The sequence below is a fragment of the Streptococcus alactolyticus genome (genome assembly GCF_012277075.1).
Lineage (GTDB): Bacteria > Bacillota > Bacilli > Lactobacillales > Streptococcaceae > Streptococcus > Streptococcus alactolyticus.
The window spans coordinates 1-25704 of the sequence record NZ_JAAXMT010000016.1; the positions used below are offsets into that span (position 1 = coordinate 1).

The following is a 25704-nucleotide window of genomic DNA, read 5'->3' on the forward strand; positions in this document are numbered from 1 at the left end:
ATCTCTTGGATCTCTTGTCAATAACTTTTTTAAAGTTTTTTCAAAACCTTTAAGTTATCAACCGTCCCTCGTTGACAGCTTATTCAGTATACTAAATACTAAATCTATTGTCAAGAGAATTTGAGATTTTTTTCTTAATACACAAAAAACAGTAGTCGTATTTGACTACTGTTCTGATACAGCAAAGAGTTTATTGATGCATTTTTCGGTACTCTTCGGCTTCTTCTGGTGTTGAAAGGACAAAATGTCCTGGAGTGATTTCGTGCATTTGACGTTCTTGTCCGTCCAATTCCTGACTTGGATCGTACTCAGTGTGAACACGAGTGCGTTCTGACTCTGGATCTGGCTCAGGAATAGCACTTAATAGGCTCTTAGTATATGGATGGATAGGGTGGTTATAAACGTCGTCAGATGTCCCTATTTCAAGCATTTTACCCCAGTGCATAACCCCAATACGGTCAGAGATGTATTTCACCATTGAGAGGTCATGGGCAATGAAAAGGTAGGTTAAGCCTTGTTCTCTTTGAAGTTTTTGCATTAGGTTAACAACCTGTGCCTGAATTGACACGTCCAAAGCTGAAATTGGCTCGTCAGCGATGATAAATTTAGGTTGTACAGCCAATGCGCGTGCAATACCGATACGTTGACGTTGACCACCTGAAAACTCGTGTGGGTAACGTGTTAAGTGGTCTTTATTCAAACCAACCAAGGCAAGCAATTCTTGAACTCTTTGGTCACGCTCTTCTTTCGTTTTAACCAATTTATGTACATCAAGTCCTTCTGCAACAATATCACGGATTTTCATACGTCCGTTCAAGCTGGCTTGAGGATCTTGGAAGATCATTTGAACATTTTTACGGAATTCGTGTAATTCTTTTCCTTTTAGATGAGAAATGGTTTCACCGTCAAAGTCAATCTCACCTTTACTGATATCATATAATTTTAGGATAGCACGACCAACGGTGGTTTTCCCTGATCCTGATTCACCCACAAGACCAAAGACTTCACCTTCATAAATATCAAAACTGATATTGTCGATCGCTTTTACTTCGTTCCTTTTTCCTTCGTTAAATGACAATGACACATTTTTAAGCTCGACAAGCTTTTTTTTGTTTTCAGTCATTAAGCTTTTCTCCCTTCAAGCTCTTTCCATTTCGCCCAACGTTTTTGAATTGGCAATGGTGGTTCTACTTTAGGCGAGCGTTCATCTAATAGCCATGTTGCAGCGTAATGCGTATCACTCACTTTAAAGAGTGGTGGTTCTTCTTCGTAATCAATATCTAAAGCAAATTCATTACGTGGTGCAAAGGCATCCCCTTTTGGAGGATTAAGAAGATCTGGTGGTGTTCCAGGAATAGATTGAAGGCTACCTGCTTCTGTGTCTGTTGTTGGCATAGAATTCAACAATCCCCAAGTGTATGGGTGTTGTGGATTGTAGAAAACTTCATCTACTGTTCCATACTCAATGATTTTACCAGCATACATAACAGCAACACGATCAGCCATACCAGCAACAACACCTAAGTCGTGGGTAATAAAGACAATTGATGAATTACGTTCTTTTTGAATTTTCTTCATCAAGCTCAAAATTTGGGCTTGGATCGTTACGTCTAGGGCTGTTGTTGGTTCGTCGGCAATCAAAACATCTGGGTTGGCTGCTAGGGCAATAGCGATAACGGCACGTTGACGCATTCCCCCTGACCATTGGTGTGGGTAATCATTGATATGTTCTTCAGCTTTTGGAATACCTACACTTTTCATCAATTCCAAAGCACGTTTGAGAGCTTCTTGTTTTGATACTTTTTCGTGAATCATAATTGGTTCAGCGATTTGTTGACCAATTCGCATAGTTGGGTCAAGACTGGTCATTGGATCTTGGAAGATCATGGCAATTTCATTCCCACGAACTTTAGTCCATTCGTCTTCTTTAAGGTCAAGCAATTTTTTGCCCATAAAGTCAATATCACCTGTAATGTTCGCATTAGGAGCTGACAAGCCCATCAATGTTTTAGTTGTTACAGATTTACCTGAACCTGATTCACCTACGATAGCAAGGGTTTCCCCTTTTTTAAGGTCAAAATTGACATCGCGAATCGCTTTAATTTCTCCAGCATAGGTGTGAAAATCTACTCGGAGGTTTTTAACTTGTAAAATTGTTTCTTCACTCATCTTTTTCCTCCTAACGATCACCAGATTTTGGATCAAATGCATCACGAAGACCATCACCCAATAAAATAAAGGCAAGTGAAATCAATACCAAGGCCATTGAAGGTAGTATTACTTGATATGGATAGTATTGTAAGTATTCTTGAGCATCCGTAATCAATGAACCTAGTGAAGCCGTTGGTGGTTTTACCCCTAGGTTAATCGCAGAAAGGACTGCTTCATACATGATGGCACTTGGAACGGTCATCATGATTTGAACGATAATAATCCCTGAAATATTTGGAAGGATATGTTTAAAGGCAATTTTTGGTGCACTTTCACCAAGCGAACGAGCTGCCAAAACAAACTCTTGTTCACGGTAAGATAAGGTCAAGTTACGCACTTGACGCGCCATTGAAGTCCATCCAACGATGGCAATTGAAATGATAATTGAAGTAATACCATTTCCTAGCAAAAGACCAAGCATGGTAACGATAACCAAGTTAGGAATTGATGAAACAACCTCGATAATACGTTGCATGACCATATCGACGCGTCCACCAACGTAACCTGAAATCAGACCATAGGTTACCCCGATTAAAAGGTCAATCAATGTCGCAACAATCGCGATAAGAAGGGAAATACGTACCCCAACGATGATACGTTTGGCAAGGCTACGACCTAGGTTATCTGTACCTAAGATGAATTTTGTTCCTTCAGGAACCCCTTGTTCTTTATAAACATTAGTTGGTTCTGTGTTTCCAGAATAAGTAATGGTACCATTCCAGAATGGAAGATCACCACTTAATTTCGGTGGAAGGTTACGGTAAGTCGTCACTTCCTTTGTATTAAAGGCGTTGGCTTCATCACGGGTTACAAAAGCAACTGAAGCAATTGAGAAAACGATCAAGAAAGCTAAGAACCACATTGAAATAACGGCTAATTTATTTTTCTTGAGACGACGCCATGCATCTTGCATAAAAGAAAGAGCAGGCTTCTCAATTTTTTCTTGCATATTTGCTGAACCGATGCCAACAAGTTTAAATTCTCTATTTTTTTCTGCCATCTTTTTCTCCTTATTGCAAGCGTACACGTGGATCAACTATACTTGTTGCAATATCTGTGATCAAAATAGCTACCATCAACATCATTGCATAAACAATAGTAGTTCCCATGATAACGGGATAATCTTTAGCAGGGATAGACGTTACAAATTGTTGTCCAATTCCTGGAATTGAGAAAATTTGTTCAATCAAGGCAGAACCTGTTAGAAGGTTAGCAGCCATTGGTCCTACTAACGTTAAGACAGGAATCATTGAGTTACGGTAAGCGTGTTTGCGTGTGACTTGACGTCTTGTCAAACCTTTAGCAATAGCTAATTGGATGTAATCTGAACTCAATGTTTCAATCATTTGCCCCCTAAAGAATCGTGTCACTTGAGCAAAAACTGGAATAGCTAAGGCAACTGATGGGAGGACAGTTTGAGCAAACGTACCCCAACCAGCTAATGGGAATAGATTCCATTTAAATCCGAACAATACCAACAAGAATAGACCTGTAATGAAAGATGGTACTGAGATACCTAATGTTGAGATAACACTAAGCACACCATCAATCCAGTTATTTTTGTTACGGGCTGAAGCAGCACCGACTAAAATACCTGAAACCAAACCAATGATAAGAGCTTGCACACCCAATTGTACAGAAACGCCCAAGCGTTGTGAAATCAAACGTGATACTGGTTGGTTGATTGATTGGTAACTTGTTCCAAAATCACCATGAAGAACATTCCAAAGGTAAGTAAGATATTGTTGCCAAACAGGTTTATCCAAGCCATATTGCTTGTTCATCATAGCAATCATTTCATCTGTTAGTTTTGGATTGTTATAAGGAGTCCCAGGCATAACTTGCATGAGGAAAAACGACAGGGTAACTACGACCCAAAGTGTTACAAGTAGAATCGCAACACGTTTAAGAATGTATTTTATCATAATATTTCCTTCTCTTTATTGCTTTTGTTGGCAGGATAAGACCTTTCCTGTCAACAAAAGCAAGAATTGGTCATATCCAATTCTTGCCCATTAGTGAATGCTGCTTAAAGATTATTCTTTATAGGCATAGGTAAAATCAACTTGCAACCCTGTTGAATTACGAACAAGTCCTTTTAATGAAGGATTTTGAAGTGATTCTGTGCTACGGAAGTAGATTGGGTTGTAGTCTGCATTTTCATAAAGAATTTTTTCTGCTTCTTTATAATCTTCAGCAGCTGCCGCTGGGTCTAGAGCATCTGTTGTCACAGCTTTTTCGTAAGCCGCATCATACTCTGGACTTGACAACTTACCGTAGTTGTAAGATGAATTGCTTGTAAATAGACTATAGAATGTTGAACCTTCTGGGTAGTCACCGCCCCAAACATTCATAACAACATCAAAGTTTTGGTTCTTAGAATCTTGCAAACGTTGTTTGAATGTGACAAATTTTTCTTCAACAGTTAATCCTGGAAGAGCATCTTCCCAAGTTTGTTTGAGGTAGTCAACAGAAGCTTTCGCAACTGGGCTATCTGCATCTGAGGTAACCGTCAAGGTCAATGAGTCTGTTCCAAGTTCAGCTAAACCTTCTTTGAAGAGTTTTGCAGCTTCTTTTTCATTGTAGCTGTATCCTGGAGCAACGTAATTTGTCAAATCTTTACCGTCAGGTAATTTTTCAAGTCCGTAAGGTACCAAAGCAGTTGCTGGTTTAGAACCTGTATCAATCGCTGCTTTAACGATTCCTTCACGGTCAGTTGCTAAGTTAAGAGCTTGACGAATTTTTGTATTTGTCAATGCTTTAACAGAACCTGATTGGTTGTAAACCAAGTAAGCTGTTGTTGCTTCAGGAACATCTACAACATCTTTATTGCTCTTGTTGGCATTGTAGATAGCTTCTGTACCAGAAATGCTTGCGGTATCCAATTGACCGTCTTTGTACATTTGAACAGCTGTATCTGGTTTTTTGATGGTTTGGATGTTAACTTTTTCATTCTTAACATCTTTGACATCCCAGTAGTATTTATTTTTAACTAATGTAAATGTACCGTTTGTTCCGTTCCAATCTTTTACAGTGTACGGACCAGAATAAAGGGCTTTGTCTGAACTTGTTCCGTAGTCATCGCCTGTTTTTTCCACGAAAGCTTTACTTTGTGGCATGAAGTTTGTGAATGACAACAAGCTCATGAATTGTGGTGATGGGCTTGACAAAGTAAAGATGACTTTATTACCATCTGCTTTAACACCAAGTTCATCAACACTCTTTGTTCCGTTGATAACCTCTTCGGCGTTCAAAACGTGGGCATCTGAAACTAAGTAAGCATACTCTGAAGCTGTTTTTGGATCAACGATACGTTGCCATGTGTAAACGAAATCTTCAGCTGTCAAGTCACTTCCGTCTGACCATTTAAGGTTGTCACGCAAAGTGGCTGTGTAAGTAAGACCATCATCTGAAACTTCGATATCTTTCGCTGCTAAATCTGGTTGCAAATCACCATTTTTATCGCGACGAAGCAAGTTACTTCCTGAGTTACCAATAGCAATAGATGAATAAGTATCCGTTACTTTTGAAATATCTAAAGTGCTAATTTCAGTTGGTAAGTACCAATTAATTTCATCTTTCGATGAAGACGTTGTCGAGCTGCCCCCACCACAAGCTGTCAAAACAGCTGCAGAAACAAGGGTTACAGCTCCTAAGCTAATGCGTTTCCATGCTTTACTATTTAGTGACATGTGACGCTCCTCCTAGTTGTTCTCTAAAAATTATATTATTTGACAGATAAGATTATAACATAAATTTATCTTAAAGAGAATACTTTTGTCAGAATTTTTTGTCAGATTATCTCCCATGCAAACTGTGATATAATGGTAGATACCTAATTATTTTAATAGACAAAGGATGGAATTGATGAAGAAGTTCATTGCTTGTTTGGCCATTTTGATGGCTTTCTTTACCGTTAAAGTTTCTGCCGATGATTTTGACGTTCCTGCCAAGCACGCGATTGCTGTGGAAGCAACGACAGGAAAGGTCTTATACGAGAAAGATGCAACTACGCCTGCAGGTATTGCATCAATCACAAAAATTTTAACGGTTTACATGGTTTACAAAGAGATTAATGAGGGCCATTTGTCTTGGGATACGCGTGTTCCCATTTCAGATTATGCGTATCAGTTAACGGCGAATTCGGACGCCAGCAATGTGCCCATGGAAGCTCGAGAATACACTGTTGAACAATTGGTTAATGCTGCCATGGTTGCCAGCGCCAATAGTGCCGCTATTGCACTTGCGGAGCAAATTGGTGGAAGCGAAAGCCATTTTGTGGATATGATGAAGGAACAACTAAAGGAATGGGGCATTACAGATGCAACGTTAGTCAACGCTTCTGGTCTAAACAACAGTTACTTGGGCGACAATATTTACCCTGGTTCTAGCAGTTCAGATGAAAATATGATGAGCGCTAGAGATGTGGCTATCATTGCTCAACACCTTATCAACGAATACCCTGATATTTTGAAAATTACCAATCAAGCGACAGCTGATTTTGATGGGACAACCATCCATACCTACAATTATATGTTAAAAGGGATGCCTTATGAACGCGATGGCGTGGATGGCTTGAAAACAGGAACAACCGAATTAGCTGGTGCGTCTTTTGTAGCTACTTCTGTTGAAAATGGCATGCGTGTGATTTCCGTCATTTTAAATGCAGACGACTGGGAAAACAATACCTATGCTCGTTTTGAGGCAACAAATGATTTGTTGGATTATGTTAAAGCCAATTTCGAGATGAAAACATTGATTAAATCAGGTGATAGTTACCAAAAGAGCAGGGCTCTTGTCAAAGACGGTAAGGAAAAATCAGTCACAGCAGTCGCTGAAAAAGATTTGAAAGTGGCTTGCCGTATCAATACTGAACCAAGTGCAACTTTTAAAACGGAGGAAAATGGCTACGAAGCTCCAATTCTCCAAGGTCAAAAAGTTGGAACCTTTAGCTACGATGACAAGCAGATTGTCGGAACAGGCTATTTGGAGTCAGAGCCTAGTGTGACAGCCGTCGCAAAAACCAACGTAGAAAGAAGTTTCTTCCTCAGAGTTTGGTGGAACCATTTTGTGACTTTCGTCAACGAAAAACTCTAATAATAACCTTTTCAAGTAAAAAAATAGGGCTTACCTTGTTATAAGGTAAGCCCTATTTGTGTGGCGTTCTCTATTATCCAACAGAACCTTCCATTTCATAACTGATTAAACGGTTCAATTCAACGGCGTATTCCATTGGTAATTCTTTGGTGAATGGTTCAACAAATCCCATAACAATCATCTCTGTCGCTTCTTGTTCAGAAAGGCCACGACTCATGAGGTAGTACAATTGTTCTTCTGAAATCTTAGAGACTTTAGCTTCATGTTCCAAAGCGACTTGTGAATTGTGGATTTCGTTAAACGGAATAGTATCTGAACGTGACAAATCATCCATGATAATGGTGTCACATTCGATGTGGCTGACCGATTTCTTAGACTCTTTGTTGAAGGTTACTTGTCCACGATAATCCACTTTTCCGCCACCTTTTGCGATTGATTTTGACACGATAGATGATGACGTGTGTGGGGCATTGTGAATCATTTTTGCACCTGTATCTTGGTGTTGCCCCTGATTAGCAAAGGCGATCGATAACATAGTACCACGCGCTCCTTCACCGTCAAGGTAAACAGATGGATACTTCATGGTTGTTTTGGCACCAAGGTTTCCGTCAATCCATTCAACCGTAGCATTCTTTTTCGCGGTAGCACGTTTCGTTACCAAGTTATAAACGTTATCTGACCAGTTTTGGATGGTTGAATAACGCATATAGCTGCCCTCGAGAGCAAAAATCTCAACAATAGCAGCGTGCAAGCTGGCAGATGAATAGTTAGGAGCCGTACAGCCTTCCACGTAATGAACACTTGCTCCTTCATCTACGATAATCAGTGTACGTTCAAATTGCCCCATCGCTTCATTATTGATACGGAAATAGGTTTGAAGCGGGATATCCACTTTAACCCCTTTTGGTACGTAGATAAAAGTTCCTCCAGACCAAAAGGCTGAGTTTAAAGCAGCCAATTTATTATCTGTTGGCGGAACTAATTTTGAAAAGTATTTTTTAAAGAGGTCAGGGTATTCTTTCAAAGCAGAATCCGTATCTGTGAAAATAATACCTAGCTTGTCATACTCTTCTTTCATGTTGTGGTAAACAACTTCTGATTCGTATTGGGCTGAAGCACCAGCCAAATACGCACGTTCTGCTTCAGGGATACCAATTCGTTCAAAGGTTTCTTTGATTTTATCTGGAACGTCGTCCCATGAACGGGCAGGTTTGTCAGACGCTTTTTGATAATAGGTAATGTCGTCAAAATTGATATCTGACAAATCAGGGCCCCACGTTTGCATAGGCATTTCATTAAATATTTTTAGGGATTTCAAACGGAAATCGAGCATCCATTCAGGTTCGCCTTTTTCCGCTGACATTTCACGAACAACCTCTTCGCTGATTCCTTTTCCCGTAGAAAAGACAGGCGTGACATCATCGTGAAAACCAAATTGATATTCCCCAAGATCAATTGGTTTTGGTGTTACTTTTTCATTGTTTTCAGACATTTAATCACCTTCTCTATCGTCATTATCATCCATTGCAATCGCTTTTTTGAGCGCATTCCATGCAAGTGTTGAACATTTGATTCGTTGAGGGAATTTAGACACGCCTGCCAAAAAGGCTGCGTCACCTAATTTTTTTTGTTCTGCAGAGCTTTGTCCTTGGACCATTTCTGAAAAAATCTCAGCTAAAACCAAGGCTTCTTCCTTGGTTTTGCCAATCACTGCATCAGTCATCATGCTTGATGAGGCTGTTGAAATGGTGCAACCGTCGCCATCAAAAGCAATATCAGCAATACGGTCACCATCGAATTTAACAGAAAGTGAGATGACATCTCCACAGGTTGGATTATTCAAATGAACAGGTGTGGTATCATCGAGTTTGCCATGGTGGTGGGGATTTTTAGAATGGTCCGCCACAACCGCCATGTAGAGACTATCTAATTTAGAAAGTGCCATTGAAAAACTCCTTTGTCTTGACCAAGGCTTCCACCAAACGGTCACAATCTTCCTTGGTATTATATATGTAAAAACTTGCACGAACAGTTGATGGAATACCTAAATGAGTAAGTAGTGGTTGGGCACAGTGGTGACCAGCACGAACAGCAACCCCTTCATAATCCAAGGCCGTTGCCACATCATGCGGATGCAAACCTTCTACATTGAAGGCAATCACTCCCATGTGCTGGCTAGGGTCTTGTGGCCCATAAACCGTCACACCATCAATGGCTTGCAATTTTGGAAGGACATAGTTAACCAATTCTTGCTCATGAGCATGAACGGCGTCCATTCCGATATTGGTCAAGTAATCAACCGCAGCACCTAGAGCAATAGCTCCTGCAATATTAGAGGTTCCTGCTTCAAATTTCCATGGCAATTCTTTCCACGTTGCTTCTTGTTCATAGACAAAATCAATCATTTCACCGCCAAATTCGACAGGGGACATGCGATTTAGGAGTTCTTCTTTGCCATAAAGCACGCCAATACCTGTTGGACCTAGCATTTTATGGCCAGAAAAAGCAAAGAAATCGCAATCTAAATCCTGAACGTCAATAGCCATGTGAGGGGTTGATTGGGCACCGTCAACTACCATATAGGCCTCAACTTGATGAGCCAGCTCTGCCATTTCTTTAACGGGTTGCACAGAGCCTAACACATTAGACACATGGGCAATGCTGACAAATTTTGTCTTGGCATTGAGTTTTGCTCGGAAATCTGCCATATCAAGCTGGCCGTCTTTGAGGTAAACATACACGAGTTTTGCCCCTGTTTTACGGCACGCTTCTTGCCAAGGAATGAGGTTTGAGTGGTGTTCCATAATGGAAATCAAAACTTCATCATCTGCTTGTAACACTTCTTCTGCAAAACGAGCCACCCAGTTTAACCCTGTTGTGGTACCTCGCGTAAAGAGAACTTCCTTGGTCGATTTGGCATGGATAAATTGGCGGACTCTTTCACGACTGATTTCGTAAAGAGAGGTGGCACGCTCAGCAAGTGTATGCACTCCTCGGTGAACATTAGCATTCGTCGTGTGGTAATAATCGTTAAGAACATCAAGAACAGCCTGTGGTTTCTGTGTGGTCGCAGCATTGTCAAGATAAACTAAAGGTTCATCATTGACCACTTGGTCGAGAATAGGAAAGTCTTGATAAATTTTGTGAGCATCAAATGCAGTCATTTTAACGATTCTCCAATTTTTTATCTAAGACGTCAATCATTTCGTCATGTACTTCTTTGACTGGAATTTCTGTGATAACAGCGCCCAAGAAACCACGAATAACCAAGCGTTCTGCTGTATCCTTATCCAAACCACGGCTCATCAAATAATACATATCTTCTGGGTCCACTTGCCCGATAGAGGCAGCGTGACCAGCCGTGACATCATTTTCATCAATCAAAAGAATCGGGTTGGCATCTGAACGTGCCTTATCTGAAAGCATCAAGACACGGCTTTCTTGCTGAGCATCCGCCCCTTTAGCCCCATGAACAATATGTCCAATACCATTAAAGGTAAGGGTCGCACGTTCTAAAATAACCCCATGTTGCAAAATGTGACCAATAGAATTGCAACCGTAGTTTGTCACTCGAGTATCCACACCTTGCACTTGGCGTCCTGATGAGGCAGCGACGACTTTCAGATTAGCATGGCTACCATCTCCATACAAATCAGAGTCAAAGTCAGCAATCACATTACCTTCGTTCATGACACCTAGCGCCCAATCCACACTAGCATCTTTGCCATGACGGGCACGACGGCTAATATAAGTCGTTACGTTATCACCAAGACGGTCAATAGCCGAATATTTCACCTGACTACCATCGAGGGCAATCAATTCAACACCAATATTAGCGGTAGCTTTGGCATCTCCTTCACCAATTGTTTCAAAACGCTCTAAGTAATTCACGCGACTATTGCGTCCAGCGATGATGAGCACATGTTTGTTAAATGGCACCGCACTTGCTTTGTCTTGGTAAAACAAAGCTTCAATAGGCTCGTCAATTTCAACATTATCGGGAACGTAAAGCACTGCCGCACTGTTAAAATAAGCCATGTGGTAGGCTGCTAATTTGTCTTCCTTGGCTCCACGCGCCTTACAAAAGTATTTTTCAATAATATCAGGAATTTCTTCTAAGGCAGCGTAGAAATCCGTAAAAATCACACCTTGGTCAATCAAATGTGTAGGTAATTGTTCAAAAACAGTTTGTGTCCCTACTTGAACAAGTTTTGGATTGTCCCCAAGTGCTGTAAAATCAGGCACATTTGCCATAGCTTGGTCTTCTGAAAGGGTCCCGTCACCTAGATTCCAACGATGAAATTTGACACGATTAATTTCAGGTAAATCTAGGTGTTTGATGCTATTAAAAGCAGCCAAACGGCTATCTTGTAGCCATATGGGTTCTGCCTTGCTTAGTGAGAAATTAAGAATAGCTTCTTTTGTCATAAGTTGATGTTTACTCCTTTTTATCCTAATTTACGCGAGTAGAACCTACTGAAATTAGTAGGTTTTGACATCATTCATTACACTTCTTCCTCGTAGGTCAAACCAAGTTCTTCGGCGATTTTAGCGTAACCTTCTTTTTCAAGACGAGCAGCAAGTTCCGCACCGCCTGATAGTACAACGCGTCCATCCATCATGATATGCACAACATCTGGTGTAATGTAGTTCAAAAGTCGTTGGTAGTGAGTGATAATCATGGCACCAAAGTCATCACCACGCATGGCATTAACCCCTTTTGAAACAATTTTAAGAGCATCAATATCAAGGCCTGAGTCGATTTCGTCAAGAAGGGCAAATTTCGGTTCAAGCATCAACAATTGGAGGATTTCATTGCGTTTTTTCTCACCACCTGAGAAGCCTTCGTTGAGGTAACGCTCTGCCATTTCTTCTTTCATACCAAGAAAAGCCATTTTTTCATCTAATTTTGTGATAAAGTCCATCACTGAAATCTTGTCTTCATCTTCTTTTCCAGCATTCATAGCTGCACGGATAAATTCGGCATTGGTAATACCAGGAATTTCAGATGGGTATTGCATGGCAAGGAAGAGCCCGAGGCGAGCGCGCTCATCCACTTCCAATTCAAGGATGTTTTCGCCATCTAGCAAGATTTCACCTTGAGTCACTTCGTAGTTGGGATTTCCCATAATAGCGGCAGACAAGGTTGATTTCCCTGTTCCATTTGGTCCCATGATCGCAGCAATCTCACCTGTTTTGAGGGTCAAATTGACACCTTTTAAGATTTCCTTATCTTCAATAGAAACATGAAGATCTTTTATTTCGAGTACAGACATGTGTACGTTCCTCCCATTCATCAATATCGAATATCGCGATAATTTTCAGAAAATTACCGCATTTCTATAAGGCTATTACCCATTATAACAAAAAAAGCCATTTAAGGCTTTTTTTATTGCTTATTATTTTCGACGTTGCTTCCATTGCAACATAACAGCTTGGCGGTAGTCGCTATTTCCGATAAATTTAAGTGTATTAAAGAGTGGCGTACGACCAACACCCCAAATTTCCAGTCCTTCGATAAAGACTTCGAGGGCAAAGGCCAGACCGATAATCAATAACATGCCACCGACACGACTTGATACATTAAGCAACAAAGCAATCAAAGAGAACAAAATAGCAATGCCATAGACCACCAAAACCGCACCACGATGGGTAAAACCCATTGCTAGCAAGCGGTGATGCAAATGCATTTTGTCAGCTTCTGTGGCAGGACGACCAGATAATTTGCGTCGAATAATGGCAACTGTTGTGTCTAAGATTGGCACCCCAAGGATAATCACTGGTGTGATAACCGCTACTGCCGTCGAATTTTTCAGACCTTGCAGTGATAGCACTCCAATCATAAATCCGATAAAGAGGGCACCAGTATCCCCCAAATAAATAATAGCTGGATGATAGTTGTAAGGGAAAAAGCCTGCAATACAAGCAATTAACAGCAAAATGGTCAAGGTCAAGTAAAAATCCGTTTGCGGTAAAAAGAAGTAGGACACCAAAGCCATGGTTCCAAGGCTGATAATCGATACCCCACTAACCAAACCATCCAACCCATCAATCAGATTCATGGCATTGGTAATGGAAATAATCCAAAAGACCGTCAAAAAGAAGGTCACAACCGAATTAAACTCTAACAGCGGCCCGCCAAATGGAATTTTAAAACTATCAAAACGAAAGTCCGTAAACGCCCAGACAATGACCGCACCAATAATGATACCCAGCATTTTGGTCCGAGGTTTTAATTCAAAAATATCGTCAATATAACCTGTCGCCGTGATGATTAAAGCAGCGATAACCACAGGTAAAATGTAGTCAAAATAAGACACTGCCCCTGGTATGCCTTTTAACACCTTTGGCATTAAAATCAAGGCAGACACCAAAAAAGACAGGAAAATGGCTAGACCACCGCTACTTGGCATAGGAACCTTGTTGATGCGTCTGGCATTGGGATTGTCAACAGCTCCCACACGAAAGGCGATAGAGCGAACAATCGGCGTCAAAAATAAAGACAGCAAAAAGCCACCAATCAGGACAAGAACGTAATCAATTGTAAATGGTATCATATTACATCAACTCAATCATTTTTAATTTTGTTAGGGCTGCAGTTGAGAGCATCTCAATACCATGTTCTTGTAAATATGCACGTGTTTTTGTCCCTGGGTTAGCGTATTCCAATAAACGCGCATACATCAAATTGGCATAATAAGACGGTTGATTTTGCAAATCAAGCAAAATCGTCATGTGGTAACTGTCTTGGTCCTTGTAGAGTTCAGATTCTTCAACTGGCAAATCAATGACTTTGGCAAAGGCAACGACAGACTTCAAGTCTGGAAAATCAAGCACATAGTGCACATAATCTGACGGATTGATATCCTCATCAGATGCTTCTGCTTCTTCTTGACTTGCCATAGCAGCGTCTGCTTCATTTTCAAGCATCGCTTCGACTTTTTCAAGTTTTTCATGGGCATCTGTATCCCCTTTTGACAACATGGTTTGTTCAAGTGTCTTGAAAAATTCTTCTGGGGACATATTTGACACGTCATCAAAAGCCGCTAAATCTTCAAAATTCAAATCTTTATTGAGTTCTGATTTGGTCACAAAGACATCAATACGGTCTTTTCTTGGAGTCACGCGGAAGCTAAGCATACCGCTATCTTTAAAGGTATCTGGCAAATCCAATTCATCCATGACAGAATAGAAGAACTCTTCTGTCTTTTCTTGTGGAATCAAAAAGTCTTTCAATTCCATACCACGTTCTTCCAAATCTTCCATACTAATCGTTATTTTAAGTGTTGTTTCACTAATCTGTTTCATTTCCATACTAAATTACCTCGCACGAGTAGTCATTATATTATACAGGAAAAGTCGCGCTTTTTCAATTTTAAAAAGTTAATTACCTTTTTAAAAATAGCTCTAGGCAGTAAAAAACAAGCAACTCGAATCGAGTTACTTACCTTATCTTATAGCATGAATTTCACTAAGCTGTAAACAATCAAGATGGTTCCCAAAACGATACGGTATTTACCAAAGACGGTAAAGTCGTGTTTCTTAACGTAATCTGTCAAGAAGCGAATTGAGTAAAGGCTGACTATAAAGGCTGTCACACTAGCTACAAACAAAATTAAGATTTGACTAGAGCTGAACACATTGCCGTCTAAGAAGAATTTCACAGCCTTCAAACCACTGTAACCAAACATGGTTGGAATCGCAAGGAAGAAGGTAAAGTCTGCGGCAACAGAACGGCTAGTTCCTAAAATGATAGCCCCCAAAATGGTCGCCCCTGAACGGCTGGTCCCTGGAACGATACTCAAGACTTGGAAACACCCAATCAAAAAGGCTGTTTTATAAGACATGCGTGCTAATTCAGTAACCTTTGGAGTGACATTGGCATTTCTCTTTTCAATCCAGATAAAGACAATCCCGTAGAAAATCAATGCAATGGCAATAGGAATCATATAATTGAAATGTGCCTCAAACCAATCATCCAGAGGCACTGCAATCACAATAGAAGGAATACAAGCCACAGCAACTTTTAACCACAATTGCCAAGTGAGTCGAACCTCACGTGCCGTTTTACCAGGTTGAAACGGATTCAAACGCTCAAAATAAATCACAATAACGGCTAAAATAGCGCCCAATTGAATCACAATATTGAACATATCCATAAAATCTTGGCTTTGGTCAAGATTGATGAATTGTTGCACCAAAATCAAGTGCCCTGTACTTGAAACAGGTAGCCACTCCGTAATCCCCTCCACAATACCAAAGAAGATTGCTTTTAACACCTCAACGAATAACATAGGTCCTCCTAAATTTAATATCTGTTTTATTATATCAAAATGAACGTTTTTTTAGAATACCCCTAAACAAAGAATGCCAATCCATCTACTAACAAGGAATAAAACGCATCCTAATAATATTTTATTGTATAAATATGCTATTTTTACATTAGTCTGTATTGAAATCAACACCCTTTTCCTGTAAAATGGTATGTTGATATAAGAATAGACAGGAGTCTTAAATGAAAAAGTTACTTTTAAGTTGTTTTCTAGCCACTTTGTTTTTATTTAGTGGAATAACTCATATACACGCAGATGAGTATCTTCGTGTCGGAATGGAGGCAGCTTATGCTCCTTTTAACTGGACACAAGACGATGACTCAAATGGTGCAGTTCCTATCGAAGGAACAAACCAATATGCTAATGGATATGACGTTCAAATCGCTAAAAAAATTGCAGAGGGATTGGATAAAAAACTTATCGTTGTCAAAACAACTTGGACAGGTTTAATTCCAGCTTTGACCTCTGGAAAAATCGACATGATTGCTGCTGGAATGAGTCCAACTGAGAAACGTAAAAAAGAAATTGCCTTCTCTGATAGTTATTACACTAGCCGTCCTGTCATTGTCGTATCTAAAAGCGGTAATTATGCCAATGCGACATCGCTAGATGATTTTTCTGGTGCCAAATTAACATCCCAACAAGGGGTTTACCTTTACAATCTGATTGACCAAATCAATGGTGCAGTTAAAGAAACGGCTATGGGCGACTTCAACCAAATGCGTCAAGCCTTGCAATCTGGCATCATTGACGGATACATTTCAGAACGACCAGACGCTATCTCAGCTGAAAATGCTAATAGTGATTTTAAAATGATTGCTTTTGCTGACGGCAAAGGATTTACCACATCTGCTTCTGATACTGCTATTGCTGTTGGTTTGCGTAAAAACGATACTGAGATGTTAGCCAAAGTTAATAGCATTTTAGCAGGGATTTCTGAAGATGAACGTGTTCACTTGATGGACAAAATGATTGACGAACAACCTGCTGAACAAGCTAGTGACAGTGCTGATAGCAACTTCTTTTCTGAAGTCTGGACGATCTTCAAAAATAACTGGGATCAATTCTTGCGCGGTGCTGGTGTGACGCTCTTCATTTCAATCATTGGTACTGTGGTCGGTCTTGTAATTGGTTTGCTTATCGGGGTTTACCGTACAGCACCTAAAGCTGGCAATAAAGTACTTGCTGCCTTGCAAACGCTCTTTGGCTGGGTACTTAATGTTTACATCGAAGTTTTCCGTGGTACGCCGATGATTGTACAAGCTATGGTTATTTATTACGGAACTGCTCAAGCCTTCGGTATCTCAATTGACCGTATTTTAGCAGCCGTTGTCATCGTTTCTATCAACACTGGGGCCTACATGAGTGAAATTGTTCGTGGTGGTATCTTCGCCGTTGACAAAGGGCAATTTGAAGCGGCAACAGCACTTGGATTTACCCACGGACAAACCATGCGTAAGATTGTCTTGCCACAAGTTGTGCGCAATATCTTACCAGCCACAGGTAACGAGTTTGTCATTAACATCAAAGACACTTCTGTCTTGAATGTTATCTCTGTTGTCGAGCTCTACTTCTCAGGAAATACCGTTGCCACTCAGACTTACCAATATTTCCAAACCTTTACCATTATCGCAATCATTTACTTTGTTCTCACCTTCACGGTCACACGTATTTTACGTTTCATTGAACGTCGTTTTGATGCCGATACTTACACAACAGGTGCTAACCAAAACCAAACTATGGAGGTGCGATAATGTCATCTGCGATTATTGAAATCAAACATTTGAAAAAATCTTACGGTCAAAATGAAGTGCTAAAAGACATTTCCCTTTCAGTAAATAAAGGTGAGGTGATTTCGATTATCGGGTCATCAGGGTCAGGAAAATCAACCTTCCTTCGCTCTATTAACCTTTTGGAAGAACCAACTGCAGGTGAAATCCTTTTTCATGGTCAAGATGTTCTTGCCAAAGACTACAACTTGACCGAGTACCGTGAAAAATTGGGAATGGTGTTCCAATCCTTTAACTTGTTTGAAAACCTCAACGTTTTGGAAAATGCCGTCGTTGCACAAACGACCGTGCTGAAACGTTCTCGTGAGGAAGCTGAAAAAATCGCTAAAGAAAACCTCACCAAAGTAGGCATGACTGAACAATATTGGAAAGCCAAACCCAAACAATTGTCAGGAGGGCAAAAGCAACGTGTGGCAATTGCTCGTGCTTTGTCTGTCAATCCAGAAGCCATGCTCTTTGACGAACCAACGTCAGCTCTAGACCCTGAAATGGTTGGAGAGGTTTTAAAAACCATGCAAGACCTTGCTAAATCTGGATTAACCATGATTATCGTGACACACGAAATGGAATTTGCCAGAGATGTGTCAGACCGCGTGATTTTCATGGACAAGGGTGTTATTGCCGAAGAAGGCACACCAGAGCAAATCTTCGAACACCCACAGCAAGAACGTACCAAAGAATTCTTGCAACGTTTCTTAAAATAATATACTAAAACTAGAAATCCCATCACTTAATAAAGTGATGGGATTTTGTTTATTTTACTTTTAAAGCAGATAGGATTTGGGCGCGAATGTCTTCAACACCTTCGGGGTGATTTGGAAGGAAAATCGTTTGATTGCCCTTGATGGCAAAGGTGTTTAAAGTGTCTAAATACTGATTAGTCAGCAAAATAGACATAATCTGTTCTTCATTCATACCAACGCTGGTGGCTTTTAGTTCAGCAATAGATTCTGCCAAGCCATCCACGATAGCCTTACGTTGTTGGGCAATACCAACCCCGTGCAAGCGGTCTTTTTCAGCCTCAGCCTCGGCAGCCGTCACGATTTTAATTTTATCTGCTTCTGCCAATTCTTGAGCGGCAACACGTTTACGTTGGGCTGCGTTAATCTCGTTCATTGATTGTTTAACTTCGGCATCGGGCTCAACTTTGGTAATCAAGGTTTTGACAATGACATAACCATAAGTGGACATTTCTTCTGCCACTTGGTGTTGCACTTCAAGTGCGATTTCATCTTTTTTCTCGAACAATTCATCCAAGGTTAATTTAGGTACTGATGAGCGAAGCGCGTCTTCAATGTAAGACTTAATTTGTGCCTCGGGACGCATGAGTTTGTAGTAAGCATCGATAACATTTTGCTCGCTCACACGGTACTGCGTTGCCACATTCAAGGTCACGAAAACATTATCCTTCGTCTTGGTTTCTACAACGATTTCAGATTGTAACAGGCGCAACTGGATACGCGCAGCAATTTTATCAATCCCGAAAGGCAAACGAATGTGAATGCCACTGCTTGCGGTGGTGTAGTATTTTCCAAACCGCTCGATGATGACAACTGTCTGCTGACGCACCACATAAAGCATACTAGCTACAATTCCCAAGGCAAGTAGCACTAAAACACCTAAAATAATAAAAATCATACTTTTCTCCTTTCAAGCCAACTCTGGCTTGCCCATGAATGCTTTAAAAGGCGTTCTTTTTTGTATTTACTTATTAATACAATTATATGTGATTATCACAAAAAAAGTCAAGTAGAAAAAAGTTGCCTCAAGGAAGCAACTTTTGGGTCAAACTAATAAATTATAGAGGCTTTCGTTGCCGTGCAGATTGATATAAGACGGGTCAAAAACAGATAGGCGGTCAATCAGAGCATTATAATCATTTTTATCGCTCAGTGCAATACCAATCAAAACAGGTCCTCTGCCTTTATTGGCACGCTTGATGTACTCAAAACGTGTGATGTCATCATTAGGTCCCAAGATATTATTCACAAATTCACGCAAAGCTCCTGGACGCTGTGGAAAATTCACCACAAAATAATGTTTAATGCCGTCATAAATCAAGGCACGTTCTTCCATTTCTTGCATACGATTGATATCGTTATTTCCGCCTGAAATGATGCAGACAATCGTCTTGCCTTTGATATCTTCTTTCATGACTTCAAGAGCCGCAATGGAAGCTGCCCCTGCAGGTTCTGCGATAATTCCTTGCTTAGAATACATATCAATCAAGGTTTCTGAAATCAAACCTTCATCCACACCGACCAACTTATCCACATATTTACGCGCAACAGCAAAGGTCTTTTCCCCAACTTTTTGCACAGCAATGCCGTCCGCAAATTTATCAATTTCTTCTAATTTGACAGGACGTCCTTTATCAAATGCAGCCCGCATACTACGAGCCCCTGCTGCCTCAACACCGACAACTTCAATTTCAGGTGACGCATCTTTCATGTAGGTTGCTACCCCCGAAATCAAGCCACCGCCACCAACTGGCACATAAATTTGGTCAAAAACAACACCTTCTTCTTGGGCTTGCTCGTAAATTTCATAAGCCACTGTTCCTTGACCTGCTTGCACATTATCATCGTCAAAAGGGTCGATAAAGGTCATGCCTTCTGCCTTGGTAAATTCTTGTGCCGCTTGAGCCGAGGCGTCAAAGGTATCCCCAACCAATTTGATGGTCACATAAGAACCACCAAAAAATTTAACTTGCCCAATTTTTTGTTGAGGCGTTGTCACTGGCATAAAAATAGTGGCTGGAATTTTCATCTCGTGACAAGTAAACGCAACCCCTTGGGCATGGTTTCCCGCAGAAGCACAAACAACGCCTCGCTGCTTTTCCTCTTCAGACAACCCATGGATAGCATAATAAGCCCCACGAATTTTAAAGGAACGCACTTTTTGCATATTCTCACGTTTGAGATAAACCGTTGCACCGTATTTTTCCGACAGGTAACGGTCAAAATCCAGTGGTGTCCGATCCACAACATCTTTTAAGACCGTATGTGCACGGACAACATCCTTTGCTACAATCATAATCCTACCTTCTTATTCTTCCAAATGTCTCACGTTCCCTCAGGAATCCAGTACATAGATAAAAAACCGATGACAACCATCGGTCTTTTAAAAAGCGAGCCGTTTCAAAAATTAGTTATAAATTTTGAACGCGTCATCATCATTTTGCCCAACAAATGGCATGGCTTTACGAAGTTCGCTACCCACTTTTTCTATTTCAAGTTCCGCAGCTTCTTTACGGTAAGCTTCCAATTTTGGACGACCTGATTTGTAGTCATTGACAAATTCTTCAGCAAATTTACCTGATTGGATATCAGCAAGAACAGCTTTCATGTTTTCTTTCACTTCGTTAGTGATAACACGTGGGCCTGATACGTAATCACCAAATTCAGCAGTGTTTGAGATTGATTGACGCATTTTCTTGAAACCACCTTCGTAGATAAGATCGACGATAAGTTTCATTTCATGAAGAACTTCAAAGTAAGCCAATTCAGGAGCATAGCCTGCTTCTGTAAGCACTTCAAAACCTGCTTCAATCAAGGCTGTTAAGCCACCGCAAAGAACAGCTTGTTCACCAAAAAGGTCTTCTTCTGTTTCTTCTTTAAAGGTTGTTTCAAGCAAGCCAACACGCGCAGCTCCAACACCTTTCGCCCAATCCATGGCAATTTCTTTGGCGTGACCAGTAGCATCTTGGTAAACGGCATAAAGAGCAGGCACACCAAAACCTTCAACGTAAGTACGACGAACAAGGTGACCAGGTCCTTTAGGGGCACACATAAAGACGTCAACTGTTTCAGGAGCTTTAATGTATTCAAAGCGAATGTTGAAACCATGAGCAAAACCAAGGGCATTTCCAGCTTCAAGGTTTGGTGCAATTTCTGTAGCATAAAGGTCTGCTTGGATTTCATCTGGTACCAAAATCATGATAACATCAGCTAATTTAGTTGCTTCTGCTACTTCATAAGTATCAAACCCGTCTTCTTTGGCTTTGTCAAATGATTTGCCAGGACGAACACCGATAATCACATCACGACCTGAATCACGCAAATTTTGCGCATGCGCATGACCTTGTGAACCGTAACCAATAATGGCAATTTTTTTCCCATCAAGTGCTGCTACTTTTACGTCTTTTTCATATTCCATTGTTACTGCCATGTTTTATCTCTCTTTCTTCATTTTTATATCTAAATGCCTAGGCATTTGTTGATAACTTGGTTAATTGTTTAGGATAAATCCCGTGAGAATCCTGTTGCACCAGTACGAGCAAGATTTTGAATGCCATAAGGCTTAATCACGCGAATCAAAGCTTCGATTTTATCTGCATCGCCTGTGACTTGGATGGTGATTGATTTTTGAGCCACATCGACCACACTCGCTCGAAACGGCTGAATGACTGCAAGAATTTCAGCACGTTTGCTCGTTGGAGCGGTCAATTTCACCAAAATAACCTCACGCTCCAAATGTGGAATATCCGTGATATCACGAACACGCAGGACATCAATCAAACGATTGAGTTGCTTGATGATTTGCTCCACTTCTTCCAAATTCGCCACGTCAATAATAATCGTAATGCGAGATACATCTGGTTCCATTGTCGGACCAACGGAAATGGATTCGATATTGACCTGACGGCGTGAAAGAACACCAGTGAAACGGTTTAGAACACCAGTTGAATTTTGGAGTTTTGCTGTCAACATTCTACGCATTGAAAGTCACCCCCAACATCTCACTATTTGATTTACCAGACGGAACCATCGGATAAACGTGCTCACGATTTGAAATAGCGACCTCAATCAACATCGGCCTATTCTCCGTAATAATCGTCAAATCATTCTCCAAGGTATTTGGATTGGTAAATTTGTAATGACTAACGCCGTAAGCTTCAGCCAATAATTGGAAATTTGGCTCGTCATCAAAAGTCGATTCACTACGATGTTCGTCATAGAAAGACTCCTGCCACTGACGCACCATTCCCAACGAATGATTGTTCATCAAAACCACTTTTATTGGAACACCGTAACCATTTAATAAGGCTAATTCTTGGTTGGTCATTTGGAAACCACCGTCGCCAACAAAAAGGATAACCTCTTTATCTGGATTGGCTAATTTCGCTCCAATAGCTGCTGGAATGCCAAATCCCATCGTTCCCAAGCCGCCTGAGGTGATGAGTTGTCGTGCATTTTTGTATGGGTAAAATTGCGCTGCCCACATCTGATGCTGCCCAACATCGGTAACCACAATCGCATCACCCTTGGTAATCTTACCAATCGTTGCGATAGCGTGCTGAGGTTTGATAATATTTTCTTCAAATTTATAACTAAATGGTGCTTTGGCTTTGTTGGCAAGAACTGAATCAGTCCAATCTTCGTGGCGAGTTTTGACAGGTTCTGCCTCAAGAAGAATCTGCAAAGCAGCTTTGGCATCGCCTACAATCGGAATCTTTGTCTTGACCACTTTCCCAATTTCAGCGGGGTCAATATCCACATGGGCTACAACCGCATCTGATGCAAAAGTGTCAGGATTTCCCGTCAAACGGTCAGCAAAGCGACAACCAAAATTAATCATAAAATCACATTCCATCAAGGCCATATTGGAAGCATAAGAACCGTGCATTCCTCCCATCCCCAAAGACAGAGGGTGTTCAATTGGCATCACACCAAGGCTTAGCAAGGTTGACACTACGGGAATATTGTAGCGTTCTGCAAAGGCCTGCAATTCTTCTGCTGCATTGGCATAATTAACGCCACCACCCGCAACAATCAAAGGTTTTTTAGCTTTCTTCAGTTGCGTTAAAATTTTCTTCACCTGAAGGGCATTGGGTTCAATCGTTGGCTGATAACTTGGAAGGGTCACCTCAGGGTCATAGTAAAAGCTTGTTTTCATTTCTGAAACATCTTTTGGCAAATCTATCACAACAGGACCTGGACGACTAGTTGTTGCAATGTGAACCGCTTCTGTGATAATACGAGGAATATCCGCCACATCACGAATTTGGTAATTGTATTTGGTAATGGGCATCGTAATACCAATAATGTCCGCTTCCTGAAAGGCATCTTTTCCAATACCAGAACGAGCAACCTGACCTGTAAAGACCAGCATTGGCACGCTATCACTCATACCGTCAGCAATACCAGTAATGGCATTTGTCGCACCTGGTCCGCTGGTCACGATAGCCACCCCAATTTTCCCCGTTGATTTGGCGTAACCTTCCGCTTCGTGGAGGGCTCCTTGTTCATGACGGGCTAAAATATGGCGAACACCATCAAATTGGTAAATGGCATCGTAGAGAGGCAAGACAGCTCCACCAGGGTAACCAAAGACGGTATCAATCCCCAGACTAGCTAAGGTTTCCAATAATAATTCTGATCCATTTTTGGATTCAGTTAACTTAATCTGTTTCACAAGGACCTCCTTTTCAAGTATATTTTGAATTATCTAAAAATTCCAACTTATTGTATCTATCATACCACTAAAAAAAATAAAAGCAAGCTAAAGTTTTAAAATATTATAATCGTATTTAGGGACTAATCCTCACGTTCTGCCTTGCGTTCTTCAAATTCTTCTTGGGTCATCATAGAACCACCAAAGTTTGCAGACGACGCAAAAGCCGTGTAGCGACGTAGCCAGCCGCTTGAGATTTTTGATTTAAATGGTTTCAAATGTTTGCGACGTTCTGTCAAGGTTGCATCATCCACCAACAAATTCAAGGTACGATTTGTCAAATCAATGCTAATCTCATCATCATCTTCAATCAAAGCGATATTTCCACCTTCTGCTGCCTCTGGTGACACGTGTCCAATAGCAATACCACGAGTAGCTCCAGAAAAGCGACCATCTGTAATCAAGGCGACATCTTTACCCAAGCCACGCCCAACGATTTTAGAAGTTGGCGCCAGCATTTCAGGCATCCCTGGACCACCTTGAGGGCCTTCGTAGCGAATAACCACAACGTGACCTTTTTTAACCGTGCCATTGTCAATCAATTCAAGGGCTTCATCTTGCGAGTCACAACAAATAGCTTTGCCTCGAAAAGTCTTAACAGATGGATCAACCCCACCAACCTTTATAACGGCACCATCTTGAGCAATATTACCATAAAGGATAGACAAGCCACCTACTGGCGAAATAGGATTTTCAATCGAATGAATGACTTCCTCGTTCTTGATTTCAGCACCAGCAACATTTTCTTTTAAGGTTTTACCAGTCACAGTGATGCGATCCCCTTTAATCGTTCCTTTCTTAATCAACTGGTTAATAATAGCTGAAATACCACCTGCTTCTTGCACATCGTGCATGGTGTAAACACTTGATGGGGCAATTTTAGACAGATAAGGTGTCTTCTTGGCGATTTCATTGATGTCTTTCAAGTCGTAATCAATACCTGCTTCACGCGCAATAGCCAAGGTATGAAGAACGGTATTGGTTGAGCCCCCCATGGCCATATCCAGTGCAAAAGCGTCGTCAATAGCTTCCTTGGTCACGATATCACGCGGACGCACATTATTTTTAACATTGTCCATCAAATGTTTAGCTGCTTGACGCACCAATTCACGACGTTGGTCAGACACTGCCAAAACAGTTCCATTTCCAGGAAGAGCAAGCCCCAACACTTCCATTAGAGAATTCATCGAATTTGCCGTAAACATTCCTGCACAAGAACCACAAGTTGGACAAGCATTTTGCTCCAAATAATCCAATTCTTTTTTGGTCATATCGCCAGCTTGATAGGTTCCTACAGCTTCAAACAAGCTTGACAAGGTCGCTTGATGCCCTGTCATATCAACACCGCCCTTCATCGGACCACCCGAACAAAAGACCGCTGGCACATTGGTTCTAAGAGAAGCCAAAATCATACCTGGCGTGATTTTATCACAGTTTGGAATGTAGAAAACACCATCAAACCAGTGGGCATTGATAACCGTTTCAGCAGCATCCGCGATAATTTCACGAGAAGGAAGGCTATAGCGCATCCCAATATGCCCCATAGCAATCCCGTCATCAACACCAATGGTGTTAAATTCAAAAGGAATACCACCCATTTCACGGATAGCTTCCTTGGCAACATCTGCCAATTCACGCAAATGCACGTGCCCAGGAACAATGTCAATGTAAGAATTGCAAATGGCAATAAATGGCTTTTGCATATCTTTAGCTGATTTTACTTGCCCGGTTGCATAAAGAAGACCACGGGCTGGTGCTTTATCCACACCTACCTTAATCATGTCACTTCTCATCTGTTTTCTCCAATCCTTTAAATC

General features: G+C 41.0%; 22 protein-coding genes. 3 read left to right on the top strand and 19 right to left on the bottom strand.

Annotation, left to right across the window (positions count from 1 at the left end):
* Nucleotides 1–190 precede the first annotated feature (190 nt).
* From HFK82_RS07980 to HFK82_RS08000, 5 genes are all read right to left on the bottom strand, one after another.
* Nucleotides 191–1123, bottom strand: a complete 933-nt coding sequence (locus tag HFK82_RS07980; protein ID WP_168261388.1) for an ABC transporter ATP-binding protein — start codon at nucleotides 1121–1123, stop codon at nucleotides 191–193.
* On the bottom strand, nucleotides 1123–2169 hold the full coding sequence (locus HFK82_RS07985; protein WP_168261389.1) for an ABC transporter ATP-binding protein: 1047 nt from the start codon (nucleotides 2167–2169) through the stop codon (nucleotides 1123–1125). The genes HFK82_RS07980 and HFK82_RS07985 overlap by 1 nt, the downstream gene beginning before the upstream one ends.
* Before the next feature lie 10 nt (nucleotides 2170–2179).
* Nucleotides 2180–3211, bottom strand: coding sequence for an ABC transporter permease (locus tag HFK82_RS07990; RefSeq protein WP_168261390.1), 1032 nt, complete (start codon nucleotides 3209–3211; stop codon nucleotides 2180–2182).
* A gap of 10 nt (nucleotides 3212–3221) precedes the next feature.
* A complete protein-coding gene (locus tag HFK82_RS07995) occupies nucleotides 3222–4136 on the bottom strand; it encodes an ABC transporter permease (RefSeq protein WP_168261391.1) in 915 nt (304 codons plus the stop codon).
* A gap of 111 nt (nucleotides 4137–4247) precedes the next feature.
* Nucleotides 4248–5903: a peptide ABC transporter substrate-binding protein gene (locus HFK82_RS08000; RefSeq protein WP_168261392.1), complete on the bottom strand. Its 1656-nt coding sequence runs from the start codon at nucleotides 5901–5903 to the stop codon at nucleotides 4248–4250.
* A gap of 175 nt (nucleotides 5904–6078) precedes the next feature.
* Between HFK82_RS08000 and pbp3 the strand changes: the two genes are divergently transcribed.
* A complete protein-coding gene (gene pbp3 / locus HFK82_RS08005) occupies nucleotides 6079–7308 on the top strand; it encodes a D-alanyl-D-alanine carboxypeptidase PBP3 (protein ID WP_206151232.1) in 1230 nt (409 codons plus the stop codon).
* Between the two features lie 73 nt (nucleotides 7309–7381).
* Here the strand turns inward: pbp3 and sufB are convergent, their stop codons facing one another.
* From sufB to HFK82_RS08045, 8 genes are all read right to left on the bottom strand, one after another.
* Nucleotides 7382–8800, bottom strand: coding sequence for a Fe-S cluster assembly protein SufB (gene sufB, locus HFK82_RS08010; protein WP_154455417.1), 1419 nt, complete (start codon nucleotides 8798–8800; stop codon nucleotides 7382–7384).
* Nucleotides 8801–9253, bottom strand: coding sequence for a Fe-S cluster assembly sulfur transfer protein SufU (gene sufU / locus HFK82_RS08015; RefSeq protein ID WP_154455418.1), 453 nt, complete (start codon nucleotides 9251–9253; stop codon nucleotides 8801–8803).
* Nucleotides 9240–10472, bottom strand: coding sequence for a cysteine desulfurase (locus HFK82_RS08020; protein ID WP_168261394.1), 1233 nt, complete (start codon nucleotides 10470–10472; stop codon nucleotides 9240–9242). The genes sufU and HFK82_RS08020 overlap by 14 nt, the downstream gene beginning before the upstream one ends.
* Before the next feature lies 1 nt (nucleotide 10473).
* Nucleotides 10474–11736 carry a Fe-S cluster assembly protein SufD gene (gene sufD / locus HFK82_RS08025; RefSeq protein ID WP_168261395.1) on the bottom strand — a complete coding sequence of 421 codons (1263 nt, stop codon included), beginning with the start codon at nucleotides 11734–11736 and terminating at the stop codon, nucleotides 10474–10476.
* Between the two features lie 77 nt (nucleotides 11737–11813).
* Nucleotides 11814–12584 (bottom strand): Fe-S cluster assembly ATPase SufC, encoded by a 771-nt coding sequence (gene sufC, locus HFK82_RS08030; protein ID WP_154455421.1) that lies wholly within the window; start codon nucleotides 12582–12584, stop codon nucleotides 11814–11816.
* Between the two features lie 123 nt (nucleotides 12585–12707).
* Nucleotides 12708–13865, bottom strand: a complete 1158-nt coding sequence (locus tag HFK82_RS08035) for a glycosyltransferase family 4 protein (RefSeq protein WP_168261396.1) — start codon at nucleotides 13863–13865, stop codon at nucleotides 12708–12710.
* A gap of 1 nt (nucleotide 13866) precedes the next feature.
* Nucleotides 13867–14622 carry an adaptor protein MecA gene (gene mecA, locus HFK82_RS08040; RefSeq protein ID WP_168261397.1) on the bottom strand — a complete coding sequence of 252 codons (756 nt, stop codon included), beginning with the start codon at nucleotides 14620–14622 and terminating at the stop codon, nucleotides 13867–13869.
* 140 nt (nucleotides 14623–14762) lie between these two features.
* Complete coding sequence (locus tag HFK82_RS08045) at nucleotides 14763–15602, bottom strand: undecaprenyl-diphosphate phosphatase (RefSeq protein ID WP_168261398.1); 840 nt, start codon at nucleotides 15600–15602, stop codon at nucleotides 14763–14765.
* Between the two features lie 221 nt (nucleotides 15603–15823).
* Here HFK82_RS08045 and HFK82_RS08050 point away from each other — a divergent pair, with 221 nt between their 5' ends.
* Together HFK82_RS08050 and HFK82_RS08055 are read left to right on the top strand one after the other, a co-directional pair.
* The gene (locus HFK82_RS08050; RefSeq protein ID WP_168261399.1) at nucleotides 15824–17395 is read left to right on the top strand and encodes an ABC transporter permease subunit; all 1572 of its coding nucleotides are present in this window, start codon (nucleotides 15824–15826) and stop codon (nucleotides 17393–17395) included.
* Complete coding sequence (locus HFK82_RS08055; RefSeq protein WP_154454829.1) at nucleotides 17395–18135, top strand: amino acid ABC transporter ATP-binding protein; 741 nt, start codon at nucleotides 17395–17397, stop codon at nucleotides 18133–18135. Before HFK82_RS08050 ends, HFK82_RS08055 begins: the two co-directional genes overlap by 1 nt.
* 49 nt (nucleotides 18136–18184) lie before the next feature.
* On the opposite strand, the gene HFK82_RS08060 is transcribed toward HFK82_RS08055, so the two are convergent.
* From HFK82_RS08060 to ilvD, 6 genes are all read right to left on the bottom strand, one after another.
* Complete coding sequence (locus HFK82_RS08060) at nucleotides 18185–19069, bottom strand: SPFH domain-containing protein (RefSeq protein ID WP_168261400.1); 885 nt, start codon at nucleotides 19067–19069, stop codon at nucleotides 18185–18187.
* 147 nt (nucleotides 19070–19216) lie between these two features.
* Nucleotides 19217–20467: a threonine ammonia-lyase IlvA gene (ilvA, locus tag HFK82_RS08065; protein WP_168261401.1), complete on the bottom strand. Its 1251-nt coding sequence runs from the start codon at nucleotides 20465–20467 to the stop codon at nucleotides 19217–19219.
* Between the two features lie 111 nt (nucleotides 20468–20578).
* Nucleotides 20579–21601 (bottom strand): ketol-acid reductoisomerase, encoded by a 1023-nt coding sequence (gene ilvC / locus HFK82_RS08070; RefSeq protein ID WP_168261402.1) that lies wholly within the window; start codon nucleotides 21599–21601, stop codon nucleotides 20579–20581.
* Nucleotides 21602–21669: 68 nt separating this feature from the next.
* Nucleotides 21670–22152: an acetolactate synthase small subunit gene (ilvN, locus tag HFK82_RS08075; RefSeq protein WP_154454825.1), complete on the bottom strand. Its 483-nt coding sequence runs from the start codon at nucleotides 22150–22152 to the stop codon at nucleotides 21670–21672.
* Nucleotides 22145–23848, bottom strand: a complete 1704-nt coding sequence (locus tag HFK82_RS08080; RefSeq protein WP_168261403.1) for an acetolactate synthase large subunit — start codon at nucleotides 23846–23848, stop codon at nucleotides 22145–22147. Before HFK82_RS08080 ends, ilvN begins: the two co-directional genes overlap by 8 nt.
* A gap of 122 nt (nucleotides 23849–23970) precedes the next feature.
* Nucleotides 23971–25680, bottom strand: coding sequence for a dihydroxy-acid dehydratase (gene ilvD, locus HFK82_RS08085; RefSeq protein ID WP_168261404.1), 1710 nt, complete (start codon nucleotides 25678–25680; stop codon nucleotides 23971–23973).
* Between the last annotated feature and the right edge of the window lie 24 nt (nucleotides 25681–25704).